The organism is Sorangium sp. So ce1036, assembly GCF_051369805.1.
Lineage (GTDB): Bacteria > Myxococcota_A > Polyangia > Polyangiales > Polyangiaceae > Sorangium > Sorangium cellulosum_F.
Genome location: NZ_JBBMOX010000001.1, coordinates 5,399,245 through 5,421,996, shown reverse-complemented (window position 1 = coordinate 5,421,996; position 22,752 = coordinate 5,399,245). Strand labels below are relative to the sequence as shown.

14 protein-coding genes and 3 tRNA genes are annotated in these 22,752 nt (G+C 73.6%); 7 read left to right on the top strand and 10 right to left on the bottom strand.

Annotation, left to right across the window (positions count from 1 at the left end):
* The first annotated feature begins 112 nt into the window (after positions 1-112).
* Positions 113-4,555: a PAS domain S-box protein gene (locus tag WMF31_RS20500; protein WP_436603568.1), complete on the top strand. Its 4,443-nt coding sequence runs from the start codon at positions 113-115 to the stop codon at positions 4,553-4,555.
* A 112-nt stretch (positions 4,556-4,667) separates the two neighbouring features.
* Here WMF31_RS20500 and WMF31_RS20495 read toward each other — a convergent pair.
* From WMF31_RS20495 to WMF31_RS20485, 3 genes are all read right to left on the bottom strand, one after another.
* Positions 4,668-4,744 (bottom strand) — tRNA-Asp (locus WMF31_RS20495).
* 184 nt (positions 4,745-4,928) lie between these two features.
* Positions 4,929-5,005, bottom strand: a tRNA-Asp gene (locus WMF31_RS20490).
* A gap of 50 nt (positions 5,006-5,055) precedes the next feature.
* Positions 5,056-5,127, bottom strand: a tRNA-Val gene (locus WMF31_RS20485).
* Between the two features lie 271 nt (positions 5,128-5,398).
* On the opposite strand from WMF31_RS20485, the gene WMF31_RS20480 reads away from it, so the two are divergent.
* The 3 genes from WMF31_RS20480 (at position 5,399) to WMF31_RS20470 (ending at position 8,436) form a co-directional block, all read left to right on the top strand.
* Positions 5,399-6,382 (top strand): ATP-grasp domain-containing protein, encoded by a 984-nt coding sequence (locus WMF31_RS20480; protein WP_436603567.1) that lies wholly within the window; start codon positions 5,399-5,401, stop codon positions 6,380-6,382.
* Positions 6,379-7,506 (top strand): carboxylate-amine ligase, encoded by a 1,128-nt coding sequence (locus WMF31_RS20475; RefSeq protein WP_436603566.1) that lies wholly within the window; start codon positions 6,379-6,381, stop codon positions 7,504-7,506. Before WMF31_RS20480 ends, WMF31_RS20475 begins: the two co-directional genes overlap by 4 nt.
* Positions 7,507-7,632: 126 nt before the next feature.
* Positions 7,633-8,436, top strand: coding sequence for a hypothetical protein (locus WMF31_RS20470; RefSeq protein ID WP_436603565.1), 804 nt, complete (start codon positions 7,633-7,635; stop codon positions 8,434-8,436).
* Between the two features lie 87 nt (positions 8,437-8,523).
* Here WMF31_RS20470 and WMF31_RS20465 read toward each other — a convergent pair whose 3' ends face one another.
* Positions 8,524-9,954 (bottom strand): serine/threonine protein kinase, encoded by a 1,431-nt coding sequence (locus WMF31_RS20465; RefSeq protein ID WP_436603564.1) that lies wholly within the window; start codon positions 9,952-9,954, stop codon positions 8,524-8,526.
* A 530-nt stretch (positions 9,955-10,484) separates the two neighbouring features.
* Between WMF31_RS20465 and WMF31_RS20460 the strand changes: the two genes are divergently transcribed.
* Together WMF31_RS20460 and WMF31_RS20455 are read left to right on the top strand one after the other, a co-directional pair.
* Complete coding sequence (locus WMF31_RS20460) at positions 10,485-12,110, top strand: hypothetical protein (protein WP_436603563.1); 1,626 nt, start codon at positions 10,485-10,487, stop codon at positions 12,108-12,110.
* 71 nt (positions 12,111-12,181) lie between these two features.
* The gene (locus WMF31_RS20455; protein WP_436603562.1) at positions 12,182-12,766 is read left to right on the top strand and encodes a GNAT family N-acetyltransferase; all 585 of its coding nucleotides are present in this window, start codon (positions 12,182-12,184) and stop codon (positions 12,764-12,766) included.
* Positions 12,767-13,203: 437 nt separating this feature from the next.
* Here the strand turns inward: WMF31_RS20455 and WMF31_RS20450 are convergent, their stop codons facing one another.
* The 6 genes from WMF31_RS20450 to WMF31_RS20425 form a co-directional block, all read right to left on the bottom strand.
* Positions 13,204-14,478 (bottom strand): outer membrane protein assembly factor BamB family protein, encoded by a 1,275-nt coding sequence (locus WMF31_RS20450; protein WP_436603561.1) that lies wholly within the window; start codon positions 14,476-14,478, stop codon positions 13,204-13,206.
* Positions 14,465-15,769 carry a hypothetical protein gene (locus tag WMF31_RS20445; RefSeq protein ID WP_436603560.1) on the bottom strand — a complete coding sequence of 435 codons (1,305 nt, stop codon included), beginning with the start codon at positions 15,767-15,769 and terminating at the stop codon, positions 14,465-14,467. Before WMF31_RS20445 ends, WMF31_RS20450 begins: the two co-directional genes overlap by 14 nt.
* Positions 15,770-15,800: 31 nt before the next feature.
* On the bottom strand, positions 15,801-19,313 hold the full coding sequence (locus WMF31_RS20440) for a sulfatase-like hydrolase/transferase (protein WP_436603559.1): 3,513 nt from the start codon (positions 19,311-19,313) through the stop codon (positions 15,801-15,803).
* On the bottom strand, positions 19,310-19,786 hold the full coding sequence (gene greA, locus WMF31_RS20435; protein ID WP_129347867.1) for a transcription elongation factor GreA: 477 nt from the start codon (positions 19,784-19,786) through the stop codon (positions 19,310-19,312). The genes WMF31_RS20440 and greA overlap by 4 nt, the downstream gene beginning before the upstream one ends.
* A gap of 95 nt (positions 19,787-19,881) precedes the next feature.
* Positions 19,882-20,196, bottom strand: a complete 315-nt coding sequence (locus WMF31_RS20430; protein WP_436603558.1) for a hypothetical protein — start codon at positions 20,194-20,196, stop codon at positions 19,882-19,884.
* Positions 20,193-21,062, bottom strand: coding sequence for an outer membrane protein assembly factor BamD (locus WMF31_RS20425; RefSeq protein WP_436603557.1), 870 nt, complete (start codon positions 21,060-21,062; stop codon positions 20,193-20,195). The genes WMF31_RS20430 and WMF31_RS20425 overlap by 4 nt, the downstream gene beginning before the upstream one ends.
* Before the next feature lie 141 nt (positions 21,063-21,203).
* Between WMF31_RS20425 and WMF31_RS20420 the strand changes: the two genes are divergently transcribed.
* A complete protein-coding gene (locus WMF31_RS20420; RefSeq protein ID WP_129347870.1) occupies positions 21,204-22,739 on the top strand; it encodes a sigma-54-dependent transcriptional regulator in 1,536 nt (511 codons plus the stop codon).
* Positions 22,740-22,752: the final 13 nt, after the last annotated feature.

Below are 22,752 nucleotides of genomic sequence, written 5' to 3'. Positions count from 1 at the left end.
GGCGGACGGGGGATGAATGTCGGGGAAATCCCTCCTGTCGCCGTCACGCGTGCTCGGACCCGACGCCTGCTGGCTGTTGCGCCCGACGTGTACTAAGCGTCGGAGCGCTTTGATGCGACGTGACGGCGAGAACCGGGAGGCTGCTGCGGGAGACGCGTCGCGCCAGAGGGCGCGCAGGGCCGATGGCGTCGTCGTCGCGCTCGGCGCTTCGGCCGGCGGCTTCGAGGCGCTCAGGAGCTTGTTGTCGGCGATGCCGCCCGACAGCGGCCTCGCGTTCGTGCTGGCGCACCACGATCCGCAGCACGCGAGCGCGATGCCGGAGCTGCTCGCGCCGCACACGGCGATGCGCGTGCAGGAGGCCGTGAACGGGCTGCCGATCGAGCCCAACCACGTCTACGTCTTCCCGTCGAACGCCGCGCCGACGATCCAGGACGGCGTGTTCCGGCCGGGCAGGCTCGGCGATCCGCGGGGGCACCGCGCGGCGCTCGACGCGCCGCTCGACGCGCCCATCGACGTCCTGTTCCGGGCGCTCGCCGAGGACCGGAAGCAGCGCGCCGTCGCGGTCGTGCTCTCCGGCTCGGGGCACGAGGGCGTGACCGGGCTCAGGGCCGTCCGGGAGCACGGCGGGCTCGCGATCGCGCAGCACCCCGCGACGGCCCACCACCCGGAGATGCCGCGGCACGCGATCGCGGCGGGGCTCGTCCACTACGTGCTCGCCCTCCGCGACATCCCCGCCGCGCTGCTCGAGCACGCGCGGCGCGTCGCCCTGGAGGGGGATCGCGCGCGCCTCGCCGAGGAGGAGATCGCCGCGCGCCTGCCGGAGATCTGCGGCCTGCTCCTCGAGCGCGCCGGGCGCGATTTCCGCGAGTACAAGCGGACCACGCTGCTCCGGCGCGTGCAGCAGCGGGCGCAGGTGCTGCGGGCCACGTCGATCGCCGACTACGTGGCGCTGCTCCGGCGGGACGCTGACGAGCCCGCGCAGCTCGTGCGCGATCTCCTCATCGGCGTGACGGAGTTCTTCCGCGACGCGGACACCTTCGAGGCGCTGCGGCAGGAGGTCGTGCCGGCGCTGTTCACGGATCGCGGGGCGGACGGCCACGTCCGCATCTGGGTGCCCGGCTGCGCCACGGGGGAGGAGGTCTACACGATCGCCATGCTCCTCCAGGAGCACGTCGAGCTCCTGCCCGGGGCCCCGCGCGTGCAGATCTTCGGCACGGACGTGGACGACCGGGCCATCGAGGTCGCCCGGCAGGGGCGCTACCCCAGGGACGCGACGCAGCACATCGCGCCGCACCGCTTCGCGCGCTCCTTCGTCGCCGAGGAGGGGGGGACCTGCTCCGTGGCCAAGGCGATCCGCGACCTGTGCATCTTCTCGCGGCACGATCTCATCACGGATCCGCCGTTCTCGCGGCTCGATCTCATCTCGTGCCGCAACGTGCTCATCTACCTCGGGGGCGAGCTCCAGAAGCGGCTGCTCGAGCTGTTCCACTACGCGCTCGTCGAGGGCGGCTACCTCCTCCTCGGCCCGTCGGAGAGCGTGTCGCAGAGGAGCGAGCTGTTCCGCGCGATCGACGCCAAGCGGCGGATCTTCCAGAAGAAGCGCGCCGTCGGGCACGCGCCGCCGCGGCTCTTGCTCGGCGAGGCGGCCCGGGCGGAGCGGCGCGCGGGCGAGCCCCTGCGCCGCGGCGCCTGGTCGCCCGAGCAGAGCATCGAGCGCACCATCGAGCGGCGCCTCCTGGAGCGCTACGGGCCGCCGTGCGTCGTCGTGAACGAGCAGGGCGACATCGTGTACCTGTCCGGCGCGACGGGGAAGTACCTCGCGCCCTCGACGGGGGCGCTCGACGTCAACGTCTCGAACATGGTGCTGCGGGCGCTGCGCCCCGAGGTGCGGTCGGCCGTGCACCGCGCCGTCAGGATGCGCGAGCAGGTGGTCCACGAGAACATCGCGGTCGAGACCATCGCCGGGACGCAGCGCCTCAACCTCGTCGTGCGGCCCCTCGGGGATCTCGAGGACGACCTCGGGCTCTTCGTCGTCCTGTTCGACGAGCTACAGCCGCCCGCGCGGGGCGAGGCGCCGCCCCCCGGGCCGAAGCGGGAGAGCGCGTCGCTCGTCGATCAGCTCGAGCACGAGCTCCAGGCGACGCGGGAGAACCTCCAGACCACGATCGAGGAGCTCGAGACCTCCAACGAGGAGCTCAAGAGCTCGAACGAGGAGCTCCTCAGCATGAACGAGGAGCTCCAGAGCCTGAACCAGGAGTTCGAGGCGCTGAACGGCGAGCTCCAGGCGAAGCTCCACGAGCTCGACGCGGCGAACAGCGATCTCCAGAACCTCCTCCTGAGCGCGCAGATCCCGACGGTGTTCCTCGACGAGGAGCTCCGGATCCGGAGGTTCACGCCCGCCGCGACGGAGGTGTTCCGGCTCATCGACAGCGACGTGGGCAGGCCCATCACCGACATCGCGGCCCGCTTCGACGCCTCGTCGCTGGCCCCGGACGCGCGCGGCGTGCTGCGGACGCTCGCCCCGAGGCAGCGGGACGTGATCCTGGAGGACGGGCGGCGCAGCTACATGATGCGGATCCTGCCCTACCGCACGCTGACGAACGTCATCTCGGGCGTGGTCGTGACGCTCGTGGACGTGACGAGCGTGAAGGACGCCGAGGTGCAGCGCGGCCGGCTCGCCGCGATCGTCGAGTCGGCCGAGCAGGCGATCATCGGCGCGACGACCGACGGGGTGATCACGAGCTGGAACGCGGCCGCGGAGCGGATGTTCGGCTACAGCGAGGCGGAGGTGGTGGGCCGCTCCATCCACCTCATCGTCCCGCCCGAGCGCGCGGGCGAGGTGCGCGCCGTCCTCGATCGGGTGATCGGCGGCGAGCGCCTCGACGCCCTGGAGACGCTGGGGCTCTCGCGCGACGGCCGCCGCGTCGACATCTCGATCAACGTGGCGCCCATCCGCGACGCCGGCGGCCAGATCATCGGGGCGTCGACGATCGTGGACGACATCACGCGGCGCAAGCGCGCCGAGGAGGCGTTGCGCGCGAGCGAGGAGGATTTCCGCGCGCTGTTCGAGAGCGCCGTGGTCGGCAAGATGCAGTGCGAGCCCGCGACGGGCCGCTTCGTGCGGGTGAACCGGAGGTTCGCGCGCATGCTCGGCTACGAGCCGTCGGAGCTCCTCGGCAAGACGTTCCTCGAGGTCGCGGCGCCGGAGGACGCGAGCACCATCGCCGAGCTGTACGCGAAGCTGCTCCGGGGGGAGGTGAGCGACTTCGCCCAGGAGAACCGCTACCTGATGAAGGACGGGCGGCGCCTCTGGGCGAGCACCACGGTGACGGCGATGCGCGACGGGGCGGGGCGCGCCGTCCACACGATGGCGGTGGTGCAGGACATCACGCAGCGCAAAGAGGTGGAGGCGGATCTCATCAAGGCGCGCGAGGCCGCGGAGCACGCGAGCCGCACGAAGGACCATTTCCTGGCCGTCCTCTCGCACGAGCTACGGACGCCGCTCACCCCGGTGGTCACCGCCGCGGCGCGGCTGCTCCGCCGCGACGATCTCGTCGACGACGTGCGCCGCAGCGTCGCCATGATCCAGCGTAACGCCGAGCTCGAGGCGCGCCTCATCGACGACCTCCTGGACCTGACGCGCGTGGTCCGGGGCAAGCTCGAGCTGTTCACGCAGACGGTCAGGGCGCGCGCGGTGCTGGAGCACGCGCTGGAGATCTGCGCGGACGAGATCGACGCCAAGAGCATCCGGCTGACGCTCGACGTCGCCCCGGGCGAGCACTGGATCGCGGTCGACGTCGCCAGGCTCGAGCAGGTGGTCTGGAACCTCCTGAAGAACGCCGTGAAGTTCAGCCACCCCGGGTCGCGGATCGGGCTCGCTTGCCGCGACGAGGGCGGGCAGGTGGTCATCGAGGTGCGGGACGAGGGCGTCGGCATCGAGCCGGAGATCCTGCCCCGCATCTTCGACGCGTTCGAGCAGGGGAACGCGGCGACGACCCGGAACTTCGGCGGGCTCGGCCTGGGGCTCGCGATCTCGCGGGCGATCGTGCAGCTCCACGGGGGCACGATCACGGCCGCGAGCCCGGGGCGCGGGGCGGGGGCGACGTTCCGCGTCGCGCTGCCCGCCGCGGAGGGCCCTGCCGCGACGGCGCCGGCGCAGGCGAGCGCCGCCGGGGTGGCCGCGCCGAGGCGCGCGCTGCGCATCGCGCTCGTCGAGGATCACGAGGACACGGCCGAGATGATGAGCGAGCTGCTCACGCTGAACGGCCACACCGTGCGCATCGCCCGGAGCGTCCGCGCCGCGCTCGACCTGGTCGGGGCGGAGCCGTTCGATCTGCTCGTGAGCGATCTCGGGCTGCCCGACGGCAGCGGCACGGACCTGCTCGCGTCGCTCCGGTCCGCCGGCCACGAGATCAAGGCGATCGCGCTGAGCGGCTACGGGATGGAAGAGGACCACCGCAAGACCGCGGACGCCGGCTTCCTGGAGCACCTCGTCAAGCCCGTGAGCTTCCGCGACCTGGAAGCGGCCATCCAGCGCGTGATGGGGCCGCGGTAGCGGGCGGCGACGGGGCGCGAGCGCGAGCGACGAAGGGGCGCGCGGTCGCGGGCGGTGACGAAGACGGGGAGGGCGCGCGGTCGCGCGTCACCCGAGCGATGCGGGAGGAAGTTGGCGGGGTGGACGGGACTCGAACCCGCGGCCTCCGGCGTGACAGGCCGGCGTTATAACCAACTTAACTACCACCCCAGACCCGCTCTCGATCGAGAGCTGGACGAGCGTGCGCGGCGTCGAGCACCCCACCCGCGCGCGGGCAGACTGTTCGAGCCGACCCCCTCAGAGCGCGGCGCCGCCGCTGCGCTGCGCACGAGGGCACAGGCGCGACGAAGGAGGCTCAAGGGGACAGGCGACTCCAAGAGATACGGAAGAAAGCTGGCGGGGTGGACGGGACTCGAACCCGCGGCCTCCGGCGTGACAGGCCGGCGTTATAACCAACTTAACTACCACCCCAGACTCAAACTCGCATCCACACTGCTTGCCCAGGTCCCTAACCCAGGGGGTGGGCGGGACAGGGGTCGAACCTGCGACCACCGGCTTGTAAGGCCGACGCTCTGCCGCTGAGCTACCCGCCCCGTCGGAGAGGTGCGCGACTCTACTCGCCGAGCCGCGTCCGTCAACAACTATTTTTGCGAGGGCTCCGTCCCCGGCCCCCCGGCCCCCCGGCCGATCGCGCCCGAAGCGCGCTCGGACGAGCCGACAGGCAGGGCCATTTGCCCGCGGGCAGAGCCAGGTCGCTCGTACACTTCTAACGTAAAATTCCTGAGAATCCGCGGTAGGCTCCGCGCCCGCGGCGGTGGCCGCAGGCACGCGTCGGTGCGCGTGGGTGGAGGAGACAGGGAACGTATGGCGGAGAAAATCGGCATCCTCGTCGGATGGGAGCAGTCCTTCCCGCAGGCCTTCCTCGAGAGGTGCAACAAGATCCCGGGCGTCCGGGCGGAGATCGCGAAGATCGGCGGCACGCCCGAGCGCTTCGAGAGCCCGTATCGCGTGCTCATCGACCGGATCAGCCAGGAGGTGAAGCACTACCGCTACCACCTGAAGGCCGCCGCGCTCGGCGGAGCGTACGTGATCAACGACCCGTTCTGGTGGAGCGCGGACGACAAGTTCTTCGGTTACTCGCTGGCGTCGCAGATCGACGTCGCGACGCCGCGCACCGTCATGCTGCCCCAGCACGACTACATCCCGGCGATCGTCAAGGAGCGCAGCCTCCGCAACCTGGAGTACCCGCTCAACTGGGAGGCGATCGTCGATTACGTGCGCTTCCCCGCGATCCTCAAGCCCGCGGACGGCGGCGGCTGGAAGGACGTGTCGGTGGTGCGGGACCGGCAGGAGCTGCTCGCCGCCTACAACGCCTCGGGGCAGAACGTCATGACCCTGCAGGAGTACATCGACTTCGACGACTACGTCCGCTGCATCTGCGTCGGGCAGGAGCGCATCCTCCCGATCCAGTACGATCCGAAGGCGATCGGCCCCACCGGGCTCCGCGGCTGCTACGTGCAGCACGACGACGAGCGGTGGCTCCCGAAGGCGCTGCACGATCGCGTGATCGAGGACGCGATCAAGCTCAACAGGGCGCTCGGCTACGACATGAACTCGGTCGAGTTCGCGATCAGGGACGGGATCCCCTACGCGATCGACTTCACGAACCCGGCGCCCGACATGCACATCGAGCACCTGCGGGAGCGGTACTTCAACATCGCCGTCGACTGGATGGTGGAGCTCGCCGTCCAGCGCGCGCGCGGCGACCGGCGGACGCGCGACAGGTATCCCTGGTCGAAGCTCGTCCGCCCCGGCGTGGAGAGGGCGCGGCTCGGGGCCTCGACATGACCGACGTGGAGGGGCTGCTCGACGGCCAGTTCACGCTCGGCATCGAGGAGGAGTTCCAGATCGTCGACGCGGAGACGCGCGAGCTCCGGTCGTACGTGAGCGAGCTGATCGAGGGGGGCAAGGGCCACAGGCTGCTGCGCGAGCGGGTCCGCCCGGAGATGCACCAGTCGGTCATCGAGGCGGGCACGGGGATCTGCCGCGACATCCGGCAGGCGCGGGGCGAGCTCGTCGAGCTGCGCGGCAGCCTGAAGGTGCTCGCGCAGCAAGGGGGGATGCGCATCGTCGCCGCCGGGACGCACCCGTTCAGCGACTGGAAGACGCAGGAGATCACCGACGGCGAGCGCTACCGGGGCATCGTGGAGGATCTGCAGGACGTCGCCCGCGCCAACCTCATCTTCGGCCTGCACGTGCACGTGGGCGTCCGGGACCGCGAGGTCGCGATGGCCCTCGCGAACCAGGTCCGCTACTTCCTCCCGCACATCCTGGCGCTGTCGACGAGCTCGCCGTTCTGGCTCGGCCGCCCCTCGGGCCTGAAGAGCACGCGCTGCGAGATCTTCAAGCGCTTCCCGCGCACCGGGATCCCGGGCCGCTTCGAGTCGTACGGCCACTTCCAGCGCTTCGTCGATCTGCTCGTCAGGACGGGCTGCATGGACAACGCGAAGAAGATCTGGTGGGACGTGCGCGCCCACCCGTTCTTCGACACGGTCGAGATCCGGATCTGCGACATGCCCACGCGCCTCGACGACACGGTCGCGCTGGCGGCGCTCGTCCAGGCCCTCATGGGCAAGCTCTACCTGCTCTACCGGCGCAACCTCGGGTTCCGCGAGTACCGGCAGGAGCTCATCGAGGAGAACAAGTGGCGCGCCGTGCGCTACGGCATCGACGGGCAGCTCATCGACTTCGGCAAGCAGGAGCAGGTCCCCGTCCGCCTGCTCGTCGGCGAGCTGCTCGAGTTCGTGCAGGAGTCGGCGGAGATCTTCGGGACCCAGGACGAGCTGGCGCGGATCCGGGGGATCCTCGACGAGGGGACCAGCGCGGATCGCCAGCTCGCGGTCTACGCCCGGACGGGGCGCTTCGAGGCCGTGGTCGACGACCTGATCGAGCAGTCCAGCGTGGGCCTGTAGCGCCCCTCCCGGGCCCGCGGGGCGCCCCGGGGATGCGGCCGGCGGGGAGGGGCGCCGGCCAGCCCCCGCGGGGAGCCCCTCGGGCGAGAATTTCTGCTCGCGCGCCGGCTCTGCTACCGTGCGGCCGTGGGAATCGTTCCTCATCGCTGCGTCGCGGCTCTCTCGGTGAGCTGCCTGCTCGCGCTGTCCGCCACCGTGGGCGCCGTGGGCTGCGCGTCGACCGAGTACGTCAACGAGGGCCCGGGGCAGCCGACGCCGCGGGCCTCGGGCTCGCTGCCGCCTGGCTCGGTGGGCGTCTGCAAGCAGCCGTTCACGAAGCGGCCGCCCATCGTGAGCGAGGAGCTCTGGGCGCACGCGAAGGTGTGCACGCCGCGCACGCCGGCCTCGTACATCCGGCTCGGCTACGCGAAGGACGGCTCGGCGGGCGCCGATCCGGAGGCGGAGCAGCTGGTCGAGCGGGTGCTCGCGGCGCTCGCCGAGGGGACGGACCCCGACGACGGCAACAACAAGATGACGAGCGCGATCCGGGCCGTGCGGGCCTACGCGGCGAAGAGGGACGAGCTGCGCGCCCGGATCGTGCGGGAGTCGCCCGCCGAGCGCGCGTGCGACGTGACGTACCTGCTCAACACGACGTCCGCGGCGCGGAGCAAGCTCTCCGGGGGCGACGCCTGCACCGCCGAGGTGTTCGACCCGGAGGCGCGCGCGGACCGGTGCCTCTTCGACACGAAGCGGCCCGAGGGGCTGTGGCTCTCGAGCGGCTGGTCGTGCATGACGTTCACCGGCGCGCTCGGCAACGAGGCGTCCTGCCACCAGCTCTGCGGCTACGACGACTACTGCACGCGGCAGGTCTATTGCGCGGCCGGCGACGTCAACCTGCTGCTCTGCGCGCTCGGGGTCTGCTTGCCGGAGCCGGGGGTCAAGGTCGACTGACCTCCGGCGGGCCCGCGGACGCCCGGCGCCCCGCGCTCCAGGGCCGCGCCCGTCCGCGTCCGCCTCGCCGGCGGCCGCGCGCTCCGCCTAGTCCGAGAGGAGGGCGCTGAGCCGCTCGAGCCCGCGGCGGAGCAGATCGCGCCCGTCGCGCAGCGCCTCGCCCCCCTCGCGCAGGACGTCGTGCACCTCGCCGGGCACGGGCAGGAGCCCGGCGCGGGCCGCGAAGGCGGCGCCGCAGAGCAGCAGCAGGAGCGTGGTCACGCCCAGGAAGACGCGGCGGCGCCACCGCCGCCGGGGGCGGGGCGCCGGGGTGACGAGCGCCGGCGGCGCGGACGTGATCGGCGCGGCGCGCCTGGAGGACGGCGGCGCGGCCGCGGCGGACCTGGGGGGCGGGTCGTCGAGGGCGACGGGGAGGATGCCGGCGAAGGTGGCGGGGAGGGGGGTGCTCCCGGGGTGCGCGTGCCTCCCGCGCCGGTCGCCCCGCTGCGAGGCCGCGGCGCGGGGCTCGACGCGCGACGACATGCGGCCGTCCGCGAGCTGGATCGCCGCGGCGAGCTTCCTCCGGCGCTCGTCCACGATGCCGCCGAGCGTGTCGCGGATGAAGCGCCCGACGTCGCCGTCCGTGACCGGGGTGCCGAGCGAGATCGCGATCTGGTCGAGCGTGCGCTGGAACGACGCGCAGTCGTTCCAGCGGTCCGCCGGGTCCTTGGCCAGCGCGCGCTCGATCGCCACCGCGAGATCGAAGGGGACGTCCGGCACGAGCTCGCGCAGGGGGACCGGGGCGAACTTGAGGATGTTCTCCATGGTCTTGGCGTCCGTCCGGCCGCGGAACGGGTGGTAGCCGCTGAGGGTCGTGTACAGCAGGACGCCGAGCGAGAAGATATCGGAGCGCCGATCGACCTTCCCCGACGTGAGCTGCTCCGGCGAGAGGTACGGGATCTTGCCCTTGAGCTGGCCGACGACGCGCGTCTCGTGCAGGCGGCCCGTGGCCTTGGCCACGCCGAAGTCGACGATCTTCACGATGCCGTCGAAGGACACCATCACGTTCTGCGGCGAGATGTCGCGGTGCACGAGGTCGACGAGCCTCCCCTGGTCGTCGCGGAGCTCGTGCGCGGCGTGCAGGCCGGCGCAGATGCTCGAGGCGATGCGGAGGAGGATCGGCAGGGGGATGCCCCCGGTCGATCTCACCTGCTTGTTCAGCGTGGAGATCGTGTCGCCGTCGACCCACTCCATCACGATGTAGAGCACGCCGTTCTCGTCGCCGAGCTCGACGATCTCGACGGCGTGGGGGTGCCGGATGCGCGACGCGAGCCGCGCCTCGTCGAGGAACATCGCCTCGAACGCGGGATCGTCGCCGAGGTCCGGCAGCATCGTCTTGATGGCGACGATCTTCTGGAAGCCGCGGGACCCCACGAGGCGCGCCGCCCAGACAGCCGCCATCCCGCCCCGGGCGACCGGCATGAGGATCTCGTAACGGCCCAGCGTGTCTCCAGGCTTGAGGTCCGACAGGATCTGCACGCAGTGGTCCTAGATAGGGAGGCGGAGTTGGAGGGGTAGAGATCGAGTGCCCGCCGTTACGTTGGAGGCTCGTGGCCTCGGCGTCTGCCGGAGCGGCGCAGCGCCGCCGCTCTCGGACGTCACGAAGGAGGTCCCGTGGAGCCAGGGTGCCACGAAGCGGACGCCAACCTCAAGTTCGCGCGCGAAGGCGCCGGATGGGGTGGATCTCGTCGGCTCCCGGGGCGAAGCGCTCGGACACAGGAGCACGGCGCCGTCACCGTGCGAGGCGGCGAGGGCAGGCGCACCGCGCGGGAGCGGCGCAGGCAGATCGCAGCCGGGGGCGCGAGCGCAGGAGGGCAGGGGAGCACAGCGGCACCCGTGCTGCGGAAAGGGACGACACGGAAGCGGTGAGACGGGCGCGGCGCGGCGCAGAACGGAGAACGGAGCGCTGCGAAATGGAATGATCGCGCGGGGAAGGACGCCCGCGCGCGATGGAGACGGCGGTGCTGGAGTCGTGATAACAGGGGGAGCGACCTGCTCGACGAGGCCTCATGGAAGACAGCCAGCGCTCGATCCCGCCACCGCACGACGAAGACGACGAAGACGTGCACTGGGCGCTGTCGACCGCGACCGCCCTGTGGGGCCGCGGCGAGCGCGAGGAAGCGCTGAGGTGGCTGCGCCGCGCCGCGGAGCAGGCCTCGGACGCCAACGCGGACCTGCGTGCGCTGGAGCTCTTCAAGGCCGCCGCGGAGGTCGCGCAGAAGATCGCGGCGAGCGACGCGGCCCCGGCGGCGGCGGGCGCCGCCGCGCCGACCGCGAGCGCGCCGCCGCTCTCGTCGGGCGCCACGGCGACGAGCACGCCGCCGCCCTGGCCGGGCGCGCCGGTGGCGGCAGCGCACGCGGCACATCCGTCGCGGCCGCCCGCGGGCGTGGACGCGGGGCGGACCGAGCGCGGCGGCGCAAGCGCGAGCTCGCCCCCTCGGGCGCCATCGGTCCGCGCGCCTGCGGGCAGCGCTCCGCCGGCGCCCTCCTCGGCGAGGCCGCCGCCCCGCGACGCCGGCGCGCTCAGGCCTGGGGCGGGGCTCGGCCGCCCGCCGCAGCCGGTCGCGCCGGGGTGGGGCGCGGTGCCGGCGAAGCCCGTGGCCGGGCGCGGGGCTCATCCCGCCGCGGCACCGCGGGTCGGCGACCCTCCGGCGGGGGCCACCTCGACGGCCGTTGCGCACGGTCGGGCCGCCCTGGCCAGGGCGGGCGCGCTCGTCGGGTTCGCGGCGTCGAGCAACGAGCGGATGTCGTCGACCACGGCCGTGACCGAGGAGGTGCCGGCGGTCAAGCACCTCCCGGCCAGCGCGAGCCAGGAGCGGGGGCAGGGCGCGCCGGGCGCTGCGCTCCAGGGCGCGAGCGCGGAGCAGCCCCCGATCGAGGGCGAGCTCGCCGCCGATCAACGCGAGACGGTGCCGACGGACCTCGCCGTCGCCCTCATGCATCAGGGGGCGACCCCGGTCGGCGTGAGCTCGTCGGAGGTGACCGAGCGGCGCGAGCGGGACTGGAGCGACAGCGACGACGAGGGCACCACGCGGCGGACCTTGAGCGGCCAGGTGCAGCGCGCGCTGCGGGCGCATCGGACCGAGGATCCGGACGAGGAGACCCCGTTGCTCGGCCAGGGAGAGCGCGCGGGGAACGGTGAGCGCGGCGCGGCGCGCGCCGCCGCTCCGGCGGGCGCGCCCATGGGGGCCGAGGCGCTCGACGAGCGCGCGGGCTGGGTCGCGCCGGACGGAGGAGACGACGACTCCGCGGACCAGCACGGCGAGCCGACCTTGACGATGGCCTCCTCGGGGGCGGCGCAGGGCCAGCGCGCCGAGGGGCCGGCGGCGTCCTGGCTGCGCGTGGCGGCCAAGGACAACCGGGAGAGCGCCTCGGCGGAGCCGTCGTGGGGCGAGCGCGAGCCGCCGTTCGACGGGGCGTGGCAGGCGCCTCCGCCGAGGTTGCCCGCGGCGCAGATCGAGCCGCTGCCGGCGCTGCGCATGGCGGTGATCGGCATCTCCAGCGCCGGGGAGCTCCGGCTCGTTCCGATGGACGGGAGGAATGCGCCGCCGAGGGGCGCGGCGCTCGGGATCTTCGTTCCGCTGAGCGCCGCGGACGGCGAGACGATCGCGCGGCTGCTCCAGCTGCGCGGCTGAGCCGCGGCCGCGCCGGGCTGCGGATCGGCAAGAAGTGGGGTGTCCCTGGGCATCGGCGGTAGCCTTGGGGCATGCATGACGAACGGACCGCCCCGCGGCGCATCCGCATGACCGGGCTCCAGGAAGCTCAGCTGCCAGCGCTCGTCGCGCTGGAGCAGGCCTGCACGGCGATGTACCACGACATCGGCTTCGATGCGGCGGAGGTCCCGGCGCGGACGCTCTCCGATCTCGTCGCGCTGACGCGGCAGCACGACGTGCGCGTCGCCGAGGTGGACCATGAGGTGGTCGGCTACCTGGCGTGGCGCGACGAGGCGCCCGGGGTCGCGTACCTCGAGGAGCTCTCGGTGCACCCGGACCACCAGAGGCGCGGCATCGCCACGCGGCTGATCGAGGAGCTCCGCGAGCGCGCAGGGGAGCTCGGCATGCAGCAGATCGTGCTGCGCTCCTGGGAGAGGGCGAGCTGGGCCCAGGCGTTCTACCGGAAGGCGGGCTTCGCGCGGCTCGGCGACGACGCGCCCGCGAAGGTCAGGGCGTGGCGCAGCGAGCGCAAGGCATCAGGGCGGCCGCTGACCCGGCCCGGCGAGGTCATCCTGTGGGCGACCATCGCGCCGAAGCCGTTCGAGGAGCCGGGCGACGGAGACCTCGGCGCAAGCTGAGCTCGGGTTCGCCTCAACCTGGGTCGGGTTCGCCTCAACCTGGGTCGGGTTCGCCTCAACCTGGGTCGGGTTCGCCTCAACCTGGGTCGGGGTCCGGCATCCGCCGCGTGAGTTGACATAATGTTTCTTATGCGATCCAAGTCTGGCCGAGGGCAGGGGCGTCTCCCCCGGTTTTCCTAAGCAAATCCAGGAACTTGGCCCCACGGCGCGCCGGACCGGTCGGGCGCGCCTCGGCCGCCCCGAAGGTCACGGCGCGCGCTCTGGCCGGAGCTAGCCCTCACCCAACACCACGGGGCCACCCACCGGACGGACGTCCTTCCGAACGCTCGCGTACGCAGCAGCCCCCGTCCCGCAGCCCGAGACGACGGTCGGCCACGAGCCGCGCCCGCTGGCGCACGTCCACCAGGACATCCGTTCAGCGAAACAGCGGCCCCCGTTCAGCCCTTCGGGAGCGGCGGCGGCTCGACATCGAGGCTCAGCAGCGCCCCGCCGTTGGTCAGGACGAAGGCGCGACGGCCGTATGCCGCCGGCGTCATCGCGATCCCGCCGCCGGTCTCGATCCCGTCGATCACGGCCCCGTCCAGCGGAGAGAACAGGAAGATCCCGTAGCGCGTGGTCGTCACGAGCAGCGCCCCGGAGAACGCGACCGGGGCCGAGATGCCGCCCTCGGGCAGCTCCCGGTGCCAGATCGTGCGGCCATCCGCGGGGTCGATCGCCCACAGGCCCGTCAGACCGGACGACGCGAGGAGCACCTTCCGCTCGGGCACGATCGGACCACCACCGCTCCGCGGCGGGTGGGCTGGCTGCTGCCACAGCAGGAGCTCGGTGACGCCGGCCGCCGCCTCGTTCACCCAGACCCGCCCCCCGTCCTCGGCGTCGAGCGCGAAGACCCCGCCCGCGTAGCCCGCCACGAAGACCACGTCGCTGGAGCCGATCTGGCCGAAGACCGGCGTGGTGTCCGTGTCGAGGTACTTCGGCGTCTCACCGCCCGCGCGCTGCTCGGCCTCGCCGGCCAGGTCCATGTACCACTGCTCGGACCCGTTCTTGAGGTCGTACGCCGCCACGACCCCGTCGGAGAACGCCGCGTAGACCTTGTCCCGCCCGAGCGCCGGACCGGCGTGCCCGGAGATCTCCATCCCGAACGCCGGCGTTCGGTGCTGGTGCCAGCGCATCGCCCCGGTCGCCGCGTCGAGCGCGATCAGCGTGTCGTTCGCGTTCGTGACGTAGAGCACGCCGTCACGCAGCACAGGCCGCCGCGTGACCTCGGCGTTGGTCATGAAGCGGTAGATCAGCGCTCCGTCCGACGCGCGCACCTTGTAGAGCGCGCCGTCGTTCGAGCCGAAGTAGACCGAGTCCGACGCGGCGTCATAGAGCGGCTCGCTCTGCACCGGGCCGACCGTCTCGAACCGCCAGAGGACGTCCATCGTGTCGGCGCGCACCGCGTACAGGCCGTGATCGCGCGATCCGACGAAGACCCGCCGGTGTGGCGCGTCGATCTCGGGACGGCCGCGCTCGTACGCCTCGCCGACCTTGCGCGTCTCGGCGGTGAGATCGCGGCGCATCGTGATGCCCAGCGCGCCCCCCGGATGGTGCAGCCAGAGCGGCGCGTCGGGCGCCGCGGCGACGCCCACGTTGCCGCAGCCGCTCAGCGACCCGAGCCCGAGCGCCAGGAGCGCGACGCCGGCCCCCGCCGCGCGGCTATTTCTGCGCATCGCCCGCCTTCTTCTCCGCGTTCTCCCGCGCCCGGCGGATCAGCTCCTCGATCTCCTCCGGCGTCATCGACGGGCCCTTCGGGCCGCCGAGCATGGCGCGGGGCGGCGCCGCGGCGGGATCGATCTTGCGCAGCATCTCCTCGATGACGGCCTCGAGGAACTGGAACGAGCGGCCGTCGGCCGACGGCGCCTGGAGCTTCTCGTGCGCGCCCTTGAGCAGCTCCTTCGCCTTCTCGCTGTCGCCCTTGGCCAGGTGGATCCGCGCCTGGTGATACAGCGCGAGCTCCTTGTAGCCCTTCGTGTCGATCCCCTCGAGCTCCTTGAACGACGCGAGGGCGCCGTCCAGATCGCCCTTGCCCTCCCGCGCGAAGCCGATGCCCTCGATGGCGCGCCCCTTCACGTCCGGATCGGCCGCCGCGAGCGGCGACGAGACCACGGCGCTGTACGCGTCGAGCGCGTGGGCGTAGTCCTTCTTGTCGAGCAGCACCCCGGCCTGCCCGAGCTTCGCCAGGATCGCGGCCCCGGTGCCGGCGTGCTCGTCGACGACCTTGTTGTACGCGGCGAGCGCGGTGTCCGACCGCTCCTCCGCGGTCTTGAAGGTCCTCGTGACGTCGAGCTCCTTCTCCTCGTCGGAGCGCGTGTCCTCGGCGAGCACCCTGCCCCGGTCCGCGGCCACGGCCGCCGCGAGCGCCGCCGACGACGCCGCCGCCTCTTTCTCGGAGCGCGACATGTAGAAGAGCGCGCCGCCGAGCGCGACGAGCCCCGCCAGGAAGCCCCACTGGACGATGTGGAAGTTGTTCTTGACCCACCGGCCGGCGCCGCTGGCCATGCGGCTGAGCGCGTCCTCGACCATCTCGCCCGGCAAGAGCTGGACCGGGCGGCGCTCCGCGGCCTGCTCCCGGCGGCGCGCGAGCAGCTCCTTCGCGCGGGCGTTCTTGTCCTTGGGCAGCTCCTCGCCGGCCGCCTTCTTCTTGCGGCGACGCGCGACGGCCTCGTCCCGGCGGCGGGCCGCGCGGTTCGGCGCCGCCTCCGCCGCCTCGTCCGCCGCCTGCGCGGACGCCTCCTCCGCGTCGCCGACGCCGAGCGCCTCGGCGACGCGCTGGGCGGCCTCGCGGCTGCCCTCGTCGTCGCCCTCGGCGCCAGCGCCCTTCACCACGGGAGCGCCGCGGGGCGGGCGCGCCGGGGCCGCCTCCGCGGCCCCGCCCTCGTCGCCATCGCTCCGCGTGGCAGCGTCGTCACCCTCACTCCGCGCGGATTTCTCCTCGGCCTGCTCTCGGTCCTTGTCCGACACGCGGCGGACTCTAGCCGCGCGCCTTGCGGCGTCAATCTGGCCGGTGAGCGTCCGGCGCTCCATCGCCCGAGCGCGGCCGCGCGCCGGGCTCCTCGGGCGACCAGGGCGCAGGCGGCGGGGGCGGGATCTCGTCGCTCAGCGGGACGACCGCGCACGCGGACACCTCGACGTTCTGGGTCGCGTACACCACGAAATTGCCGAAGTGGCCCGGCTTCGCGCCCGCCGCGGGCGGCAGCGTCGCGAACGCCTCGGTCGGCTCGCTCCCCGGAGGGATCGCGAGCGTGACCGCGCGCTCCGGATCGAGCTCCGGCGCCCTGGCCGGGACGAGCGAGTTGCCGTCGCGCTTCGGCGGGAGCACCCCGCGCTTGGGCGCGCCGAAGCGCACCTCGCCGGGGCGGCCGTCGTCGGTCCGCGCGCGGCAGAGCACGCGCACGCCCTTGCCGTTGCCCGCCTTCGGGATCACCACGGCGAGCCCCACGCCGCTCTTCGCGAAGCGGCGCAGGCGGCCGAGATCGCGCTCGCGCGGCCCGCCGAGCAGGTCGAGGATGTCGGCCCGCAGCGCGAACCCGAGCCCCCCCGGCAGCGGATCGGGCGTGCCCAGCATCCGCAGGAGCGGCGCCCGGAGCTCCGGGCCGGCGCCGAGCTTCACCAGCGCCTCCGCGATCGCGACGCGCGCGGTCTGGTACGGCTCCTGGCCGAGCCGCTCGGCGAGCGCCGGCCGCGCGGCGTCCTCGCCGATGGCCGCGAGCGCGGCGGCGGCGTACGGCCGGAGGCGCACGTCGCCGAGCGCGGCGATGAGCGGCGGCAGCGCCGCCTTCACCCGGATCTTCGCGAGCGCGTCGATGATCTCGCGCGTCCGCTCGAACGGGGTCGGCTCGCCGTCGGCGGCGCCGTCGCCCCGCTCCGCGCCCCGCACCGCCTCGCGCAGCCACGCGACGAGCACGTCGTCGCCGCGGCGATCGCCCGACTCCGCCAGCGCGAGCGCCGCGAGGCGCCGCCACGTGCGGTCGCGATCGACGACGAGGTCGCGGGTGAGCGGCGCGCCCTCGCCGAGCCGCGTGAGCGCGAGCGCCGCCCAGCGCCGCACCTCGTCGTCCTCGTCGCGCACGAGCGCGAGCCGGAGCGACGGCGCCGCCTCGGCGCGGCGCAGATCGAACAGCACCTCGCCCGCCTTGCGGCGGATCGCCACGTCGGCGTCGTCGAGCAGCGCCGCGACCTCGACCACGGCGTCGGCGTCGCCCGCGATGCCGCGGCGGAGCGCGTCGGGCCACCCCTTGCCCTCCCTCCGCAGGCCGCGCACCTCGTAGCGCCCGTGCGACGCCTCGACGGAGCGCAGCTCCGCGCGCATCGCCGCGAGCTCCGCGGGGCGCAGCGCGGAGATGTCCTCCTGCTGGCGCGGGTCGGTCGCCACGTCGTAGAGCGCGCACGCGCCGATCTTGCGCGCGCAGACGAGCCGCAGCGTGCCCTTGGCGAGCAAGGTCTGCGTCTCCGTCTCGGAGAACGCGAACCCCGGGAGCGGAGGCGGCCCGCCCGGCGGCGCCGCCCTGCCCTGCTCCGCCGCCTCGTCGCCGCCCGCGAGCAGCGGCCCGAGATCGGTGCCCCGCACGCGCGCGGGCCGCGGGATGCCGAGCCCCGCGAGCACCGTCGGCAAGAGATCGACGAGCTGCACCGGCGCCCGGACCGCGCGCGGCGAGAGCAGCCCGGGCGCGCTCACGATGAGGGGGACGCGCGCCTGCTCCTCGTACACCGTGGTCCCGTGGTACCGGCCGCCGTGCTCGCCGAACTCCTCGCCGTGGTCGGCCGTGACGACCACGACCGCGTTCGGCCGCCCCTTCCGGATCTCCGCCACGATCGCGCCCACGCCCGCGTCCGCCACCGCGATCTCGGCGTCGTAGCGGTCGATGTCGCGATCGCCGAGCGGGTGCTCCGGGTGCGCCTCGTACGGCTCGTGCGGCTCGAAGAGGTGCACCCAGAGGAACGCGCGCTGCTCCGGCGCGAGCCCGGCGAGGTACGTCCGCACCTGCTCGACGCGCAGCGACGCGCTCGCGAACTCGATCTTCTGGTACTCGAAGTCGAGCGCCCGATCCCGCAGCGCGCCGAAGCGCTCGCCGTCGATGAAGAACACGGCCGGCGGGTAGAAGCCCGCCGTCTTGTAGCCGTAGCGGCGGAGGTGCTGCGCGAACGTCTCGGAGTCCTCCCCGAGCCCCTGCAGCACGAGCGGGCGGATGTACTTGCCCGTCATGAGCGACGACACCGCGTAGGACGTGTGCGGCGTCGGCGTGTACGCCGCCTCGAAGCGCACGCCCTCGGCCGCGAGGCGATCGATGTTCGGCGTGATCTTCCGCTCGTAGCCGTACGCGCCCACGTGATCGGCCCGCAGCGCGTCGACGCTGATCAGCACGATGTCGCGCCCGCGCAGATCGATCGCGTGCCCGCTCGCGCGCTCGTCGAGCGGCGCGGCGTCGAGCGGCTCCGGCGGCGAGAGCACGGCGGCGAGCTCCACCACGTGGCCGAGCAGCGGGCCGTGCGTCGCGTAGATCAGCCGGATGTTGTCCGCGAACGAGAGCCGCTCCGCCGCGCCGGGCGCGAGCGCGGCGCCGAACGCGAACAGGACGAGGGCGAGCGCCGCGCGCGCGAGCCGCGGCGAGCGCCGCACGTCCCGGTCCCCGTCGCGGGCGGCCCGCGCGGGCAGGGCGGGCGTCGCGAAGGTCGCCACCACGAGCGTCAGCGCCGCGAGGCCGAGGTGGAAGGCGGGGTAGAGCCGCGGCAGCACGCGCGCGTTCGCGATCTCGAGCAGGACGACCGCGCAGGCCACCGCGAGCACGAGCCACCGGCCGAGGTCCGCGGCGCGCGCCCGCCGGAGCGCCCGGGCGACGCGCGGCGCGAGCGCGAAGGCCGCGCCGGCGCCGACGAGCGCCACCGCCGCGATGAACGGCGCGCGCCGGCCCCCCTCGAGCATGCGCCCGGTCGAGACCCCGAACGCCACGGCGCCGCCGAACGCCCCCGCGAGCAGCGTCGCGACGGCGCGGAACGCCGCGCGCTCGGCGCGCATCGTGACCTCGAGCACCGCGCCGAGGAGCGCCGCGCACGGCGCCGCGGCCGCGAGCGCGAGCGGCAGGAGATCGCGCAGGGCGCGGGCGAGCTCGTACGGGCCGACGAGCTCCCGCCACCGCAAGGCCCCGACGACCAGGAGCTCGGCGGCCGCGAGCGCGGCGAGCGCGAGGTAGGCGTCCGCCATGCGCCACCCGATCTCGGTCTCCAGCTTGCGCGGGGGCGCGTCGGAGCCCCCGCTCGCGAACGTGGCGCGGCTCGCGGCGGGCGCCGGCGTGGACGGGCGCGCCGGCCCGGCCTGCGGGCGCGGGGCCGCCGGAGGCCGGCTCAGCCCGGCCTGCGAGGCGGACGCGCCCGCGAGCGCCTCCGCGCCGACGGTCGTGCCAGGCCGGCTCCCCAGGGCGGCTCGACCGGAGGGCGTCGGCCCCCCGGGGAACCGGCCGCCCCCATGGCCCCGCGGGCGCATCGGAGCAGCCCCGTTGCGATCGGTCATGCGTAGGAGACTTCGAGGATCTCGTACGTGCGCGGCCCCGCCGGCATCATCACGCGGACCTCGTCGCCGACCTCGTGGCCCAGCAGCGCGCGGGCGAGCGGCGAGGCGACCGAGATGCGTCCGACCTTGAGATCGGCCTCCTCGGGCCCGACGATCTGGAAGCTCTGCTCCTCGCCCGTGTCCACGTTCGCGAGCTTGAGCTTGGCGCCGAACTGGACCTTGCTGCCGCTGAGCTTCGACGGATCGATCACCTCGGCGCGCGAGAGCGTCTGCTCGAGGAACGTGATCCGCGCGACGATCATGCCCTGCCGCTCCTTGGCGGCGTGATACTCGGCGTTCTCGGAGAGATCGCCGTGCTCCCGGGCTGTCCCGATGTCCTTGACCACCTGCGGCAGGTCGATCTCTTTCAGCCGTCGCATCTCCTCACGGAGGCGCGCTTGTCCCTCGGGCGTCATCGGTACTTTCTCGGACATGGTGGGGACGCTTTTAGCATGGTCGGCGGCCGGTGGACGACGGCCCGGGCGCGCGGCCGCGGGAGCGCTCCGGACGCCCTGGCCCGAGGCCGCCTCTACCCGCGCCAGCGGACGATCTTCCGGGGCAGCCGCCGCGCGTGGGCGTCCGCTGACCTCGTCGCGCTGCGCACGAGGGCCGCTGCGCTCCGGCAGAGATCCTCGGGGCGCGGCCCGCCGTGCGGGACGGCGGCCGCGTCGACCGTCGCCGTGGCCGCGCCGCTCGCCTCCACGACCCGCACCTCGATCGGGACATCCGCGTCGGGGAGCCGCACGAGGCCGCGGTAGACGACCTCGCCGGGCGCGTGTCCGGCGTCGGAGCGCTCCAGCACGTAACGGGCGCCGGAGGACGGTCGCCCGGCGGTCTGCGTCACGGCCGCGCCCCCGCGCTCGCAGGATCCGACGCCGCCTTGGCGCGCGTGGCGGGCGCCCGGCGCTGCCCGCCGGCGCCCATCTCGTCGAGGAACCTCTGCGCCGTCACGGCGAACGGCCCGCCCCAGTCCCGGATGACCGACTCGAACACCGCGCGCGCGTCGTCCGTCCTCTTCATCTTGAGGAGCGTCTCCCCCTTGAGGACGAGCGCCTCCGGATCGAGCCCGGAGCCCGGGAACGTCCGCAGCGCGTAGTCGATCCGCGCGAGGGTCGCGTCGAACGCATCCCGCTTGAGGTAGTAGCGCGCCACGTACAGCTCGTGGCGCACGAGCCGCCCCGTCACGACCTCGAGCATGTACGCCGCGTCCTCGCGGTAGCGGCTGCGCGGGAACTGCCGGAGGAACGTCCGGATCTCCCGGTAGGCCTCGAGCGTGGTCGCCTGATCGCGCTCCTCGGCCGGCGGCAGGAACACGGTGTCGTCGATGTCCAGGAAGAGCGCCTTCGCCATCCTGTACTTCGCGTACTCGACGTTGCGATCCGTCCGGTGCTCCTGGATGAACGCGCGGTACGCGGCGATGGCGTCCGTGTACTTGCCCTGCTCGAACTCGAGGTCGGCGATCCTGAGGTCGGCGAGGCGGGCGTAGCGGCTGTAGGCGAAGCGCCGCTTGACCTCGGCGAAGAGCGCGCGCGCGTCCTCCCAGTCCTTGGCCCGGAAGGCGGCCATCGCCTCGTTGTAGGCGGCGCGCGCGTCCTCGGTGTACGTGAGGGTGGCCGTGCTGCCGTCGTTGAGTTCGAAGTCGCAGCCCACGAGCCCGCCGAGGGCAGCGAGGCACCCGGCGAGGGCGAGGACAGCGGCGGAGGGTCTCATCGAGCAGGCCTCGTAGCCAATCCGGCGCCCGCGCGCCAGGGCTTCCGCCGGGGGCGACGCGCTCGGCGCCCTGGTTCCCGCGTCGTGGCGTGCGTGCTCCCGCGTCGTGGCGTGCGGCGGAGCTGGGGTATGGTCGGCTCCATGCCCGCTCCCCCTCCGGCGTCCTCGCCAGCGGCCCCCGCCCCGACGCTGCACCCGGGCGGCGCCGCCTCGCCCACGGTGCTCGTGGTGGACGACGAGCGCAACATCCGCCGCACCCTCGCGCTCGTCCTGCAGGGCGAGGGCTACCAGGTCGCGGAGGCCGCGAGCGCCGAGGCGGCCCTCGATCTGCTCGCGCACGGCGACGGCCCCGTCGACCTCGCCCTGGTCGACCTGCTCTTGCCCGGCATGAACGGCCTCGATCTCCTCCAGCGCGTGCGCCAGGACGACGCCACCCGCGAGCTCCCGGTGATCGTCATCAGCGGCCACGCGACCGTCAACGACGCCGTGAAGGCCGTCAAGCTCGGCGCCTGCGACTTCTTCGAGAAGCCGCTGAACCGCGAGCGCGTCCTCGTGGGCGTCAAGAACGCCCTGCAGAACTCGCGGCTCGCGCGGGAGGTCGAGGACCTGAAGGCGCAGGTGCAGTCGCGCTACGAGATGATCGGCCAGAGCGCCGCGATGCAGCGGCTGTTCAAGGAGATCGATCGCGTCGCGCCCACGAAGGCGAGCGTGCTCATCACGGGCGAGAGCGGCACGGGCAAGGAGCTCATCAGCCGCGCCATCCACCGGCTCTCGCCGCGGGCGCGGGGCCCCTTCGTCCGGGTCAACTGCGCCGCGATCCCGCGCGAGCTCATCGAGAGCGAGCTGTTCGGCCACGAGCGCGGCGCGTTCACCGGGGCGAGCGGGCCGAAGCGGGGCTTCTTCGAGCAGGCCCACGGCGGCACGCTGTTCCTCGACGAGATCGGCGACATGGACCTCGCCGCCCAGGCCAAGGTGCTGCGCGCCCTGCAGTCGGGCGAGATCTGCCGCGTCGGCAGCGAGCACAGCCGGCACGTCGACGTCCGCGTGCTCGCCGCGACGAACAAGGATCTCTCGCGCGAGGTCGCCGCGCTGCGCTTCCGCGAGGATCTCTTCTTCCGCCTGGCGGTGTTCCCGCTCAAGAGCCCCGCGCTGCGCGACCGCATGGAGGACCTGCGCGCGCTCGCCGACGCGTTCATCGCGGCGTTCTGCAACGAGAACGGCCTCAAGCAGAAGGCGATCGATCCGGCCGTCTACGCCGCGCTCGAGCGCCGCAGCTGGCCGGGCAACGTGCGCGAGCTCAAGAACGTGATCGAGCGCGCCGCGATCCTCTCCGGCGATGTCGTGACGATCGCCGATCTCCCGGAGGATCCGCACGAGAACCCGTTCGAGGACGACGTGCAGGGCGCGGCCGGGGGGGGCTCGATCGCGCCCCCGCCCCCGTCGCCCTCGTCCGGAGGCGCGGCCGAGCCGCCCGCGGGCGCGGCCCGAAGCGAGCCGGAGCGCCCCCGCCTCACGCTGCGCGAGTTCCGCGATCGGGCCGAGCGCCGCTACATCGTCGAGGTGCTGGCGAGCCTCGACTGGAACATCTCGCGCGCGGCCGTGGTGCTCGGCGTCGAGCGCACGAACCTCCACAAGAAGATCCGCGCCTACGGCATCAAGCGGGGCGAGGCGCCGTAGGGATCTGCCACGC

What these genes read in the sequence shown, in the direction of transcription:
- WMF31_RS20500 (WP_436603568.1), top strand. Translation starts at nt 113, where the DNA reads ATGCGACGTGACGGCGAGAACCGGGAGGCTGCTGCGGGAGACGCGTCG.
- WMF31_RS20480 (WP_436603567.1), top strand. Translation starts at nt 5,399, where the DNA reads ATGGCGGAGAAAATCGGCATCCTCGTCGGATGGGAGCAGTCCTTCCCG.
- WMF31_RS20475 (WP_436603566.1), top strand. Translation starts at nt 6,379, where the DNA reads ATGACCGACGTGGAGGGGCTGCTCGACGGCCAGTTCACGCTCGGCATC.
- WMF31_RS20460 (WP_436603563.1), top strand. Translation starts at nt 10,485, where the DNA reads ATGGAAGACAGCCAGCGCTCGATCCCGCCACCGCACGACGAAGACGAC.
- WMF31_RS20455 (WP_436603562.1), top strand. Translation starts at nt 12,182, where the DNA reads ATGCATGACGAACGGACCGCCCCGCGGCGCATCCGCATGACCGGGCTC.
- WMF31_RS20450 (WP_436603561.1), bottom strand. Translation starts at nt 14,478, where the DNA reads ATGCGCAGAAATAGCCGCGCGGCGGGGGCCGGCGTCGCGCTCCTGGCG.
- WMF31_RS20440 (WP_436603559.1), bottom strand. Translation starts at nt 19,313, where the DNA reads ATGACCGATCGCAACGGGGCTGCTCCGATGCGCCCGCGGGGCCATGGG.
- greA (WP_129347867.1), bottom strand. Translation starts at nt 19,786, where the DNA reads ATGTCCGAGAAAGTACCGATGACGCCCGAGGGACAAGCGCGCCTCCGT.
- WMF31_RS20425 (WP_436603557.1), bottom strand. Translation starts at nt 21,062, where the DNA reads ATGAGACCCTCCGCCGCTGTCCTCGCCCTCGCCGGGTGCCTCGCTGCC.
- WMF31_RS20420 (WP_129347870.1), top strand. Translation starts at nt 21,204, where the DNA reads ATGCCCGCTCCCCCTCCGGCGTCCTCGCCAGCGGCCCCCGCCCCGACG.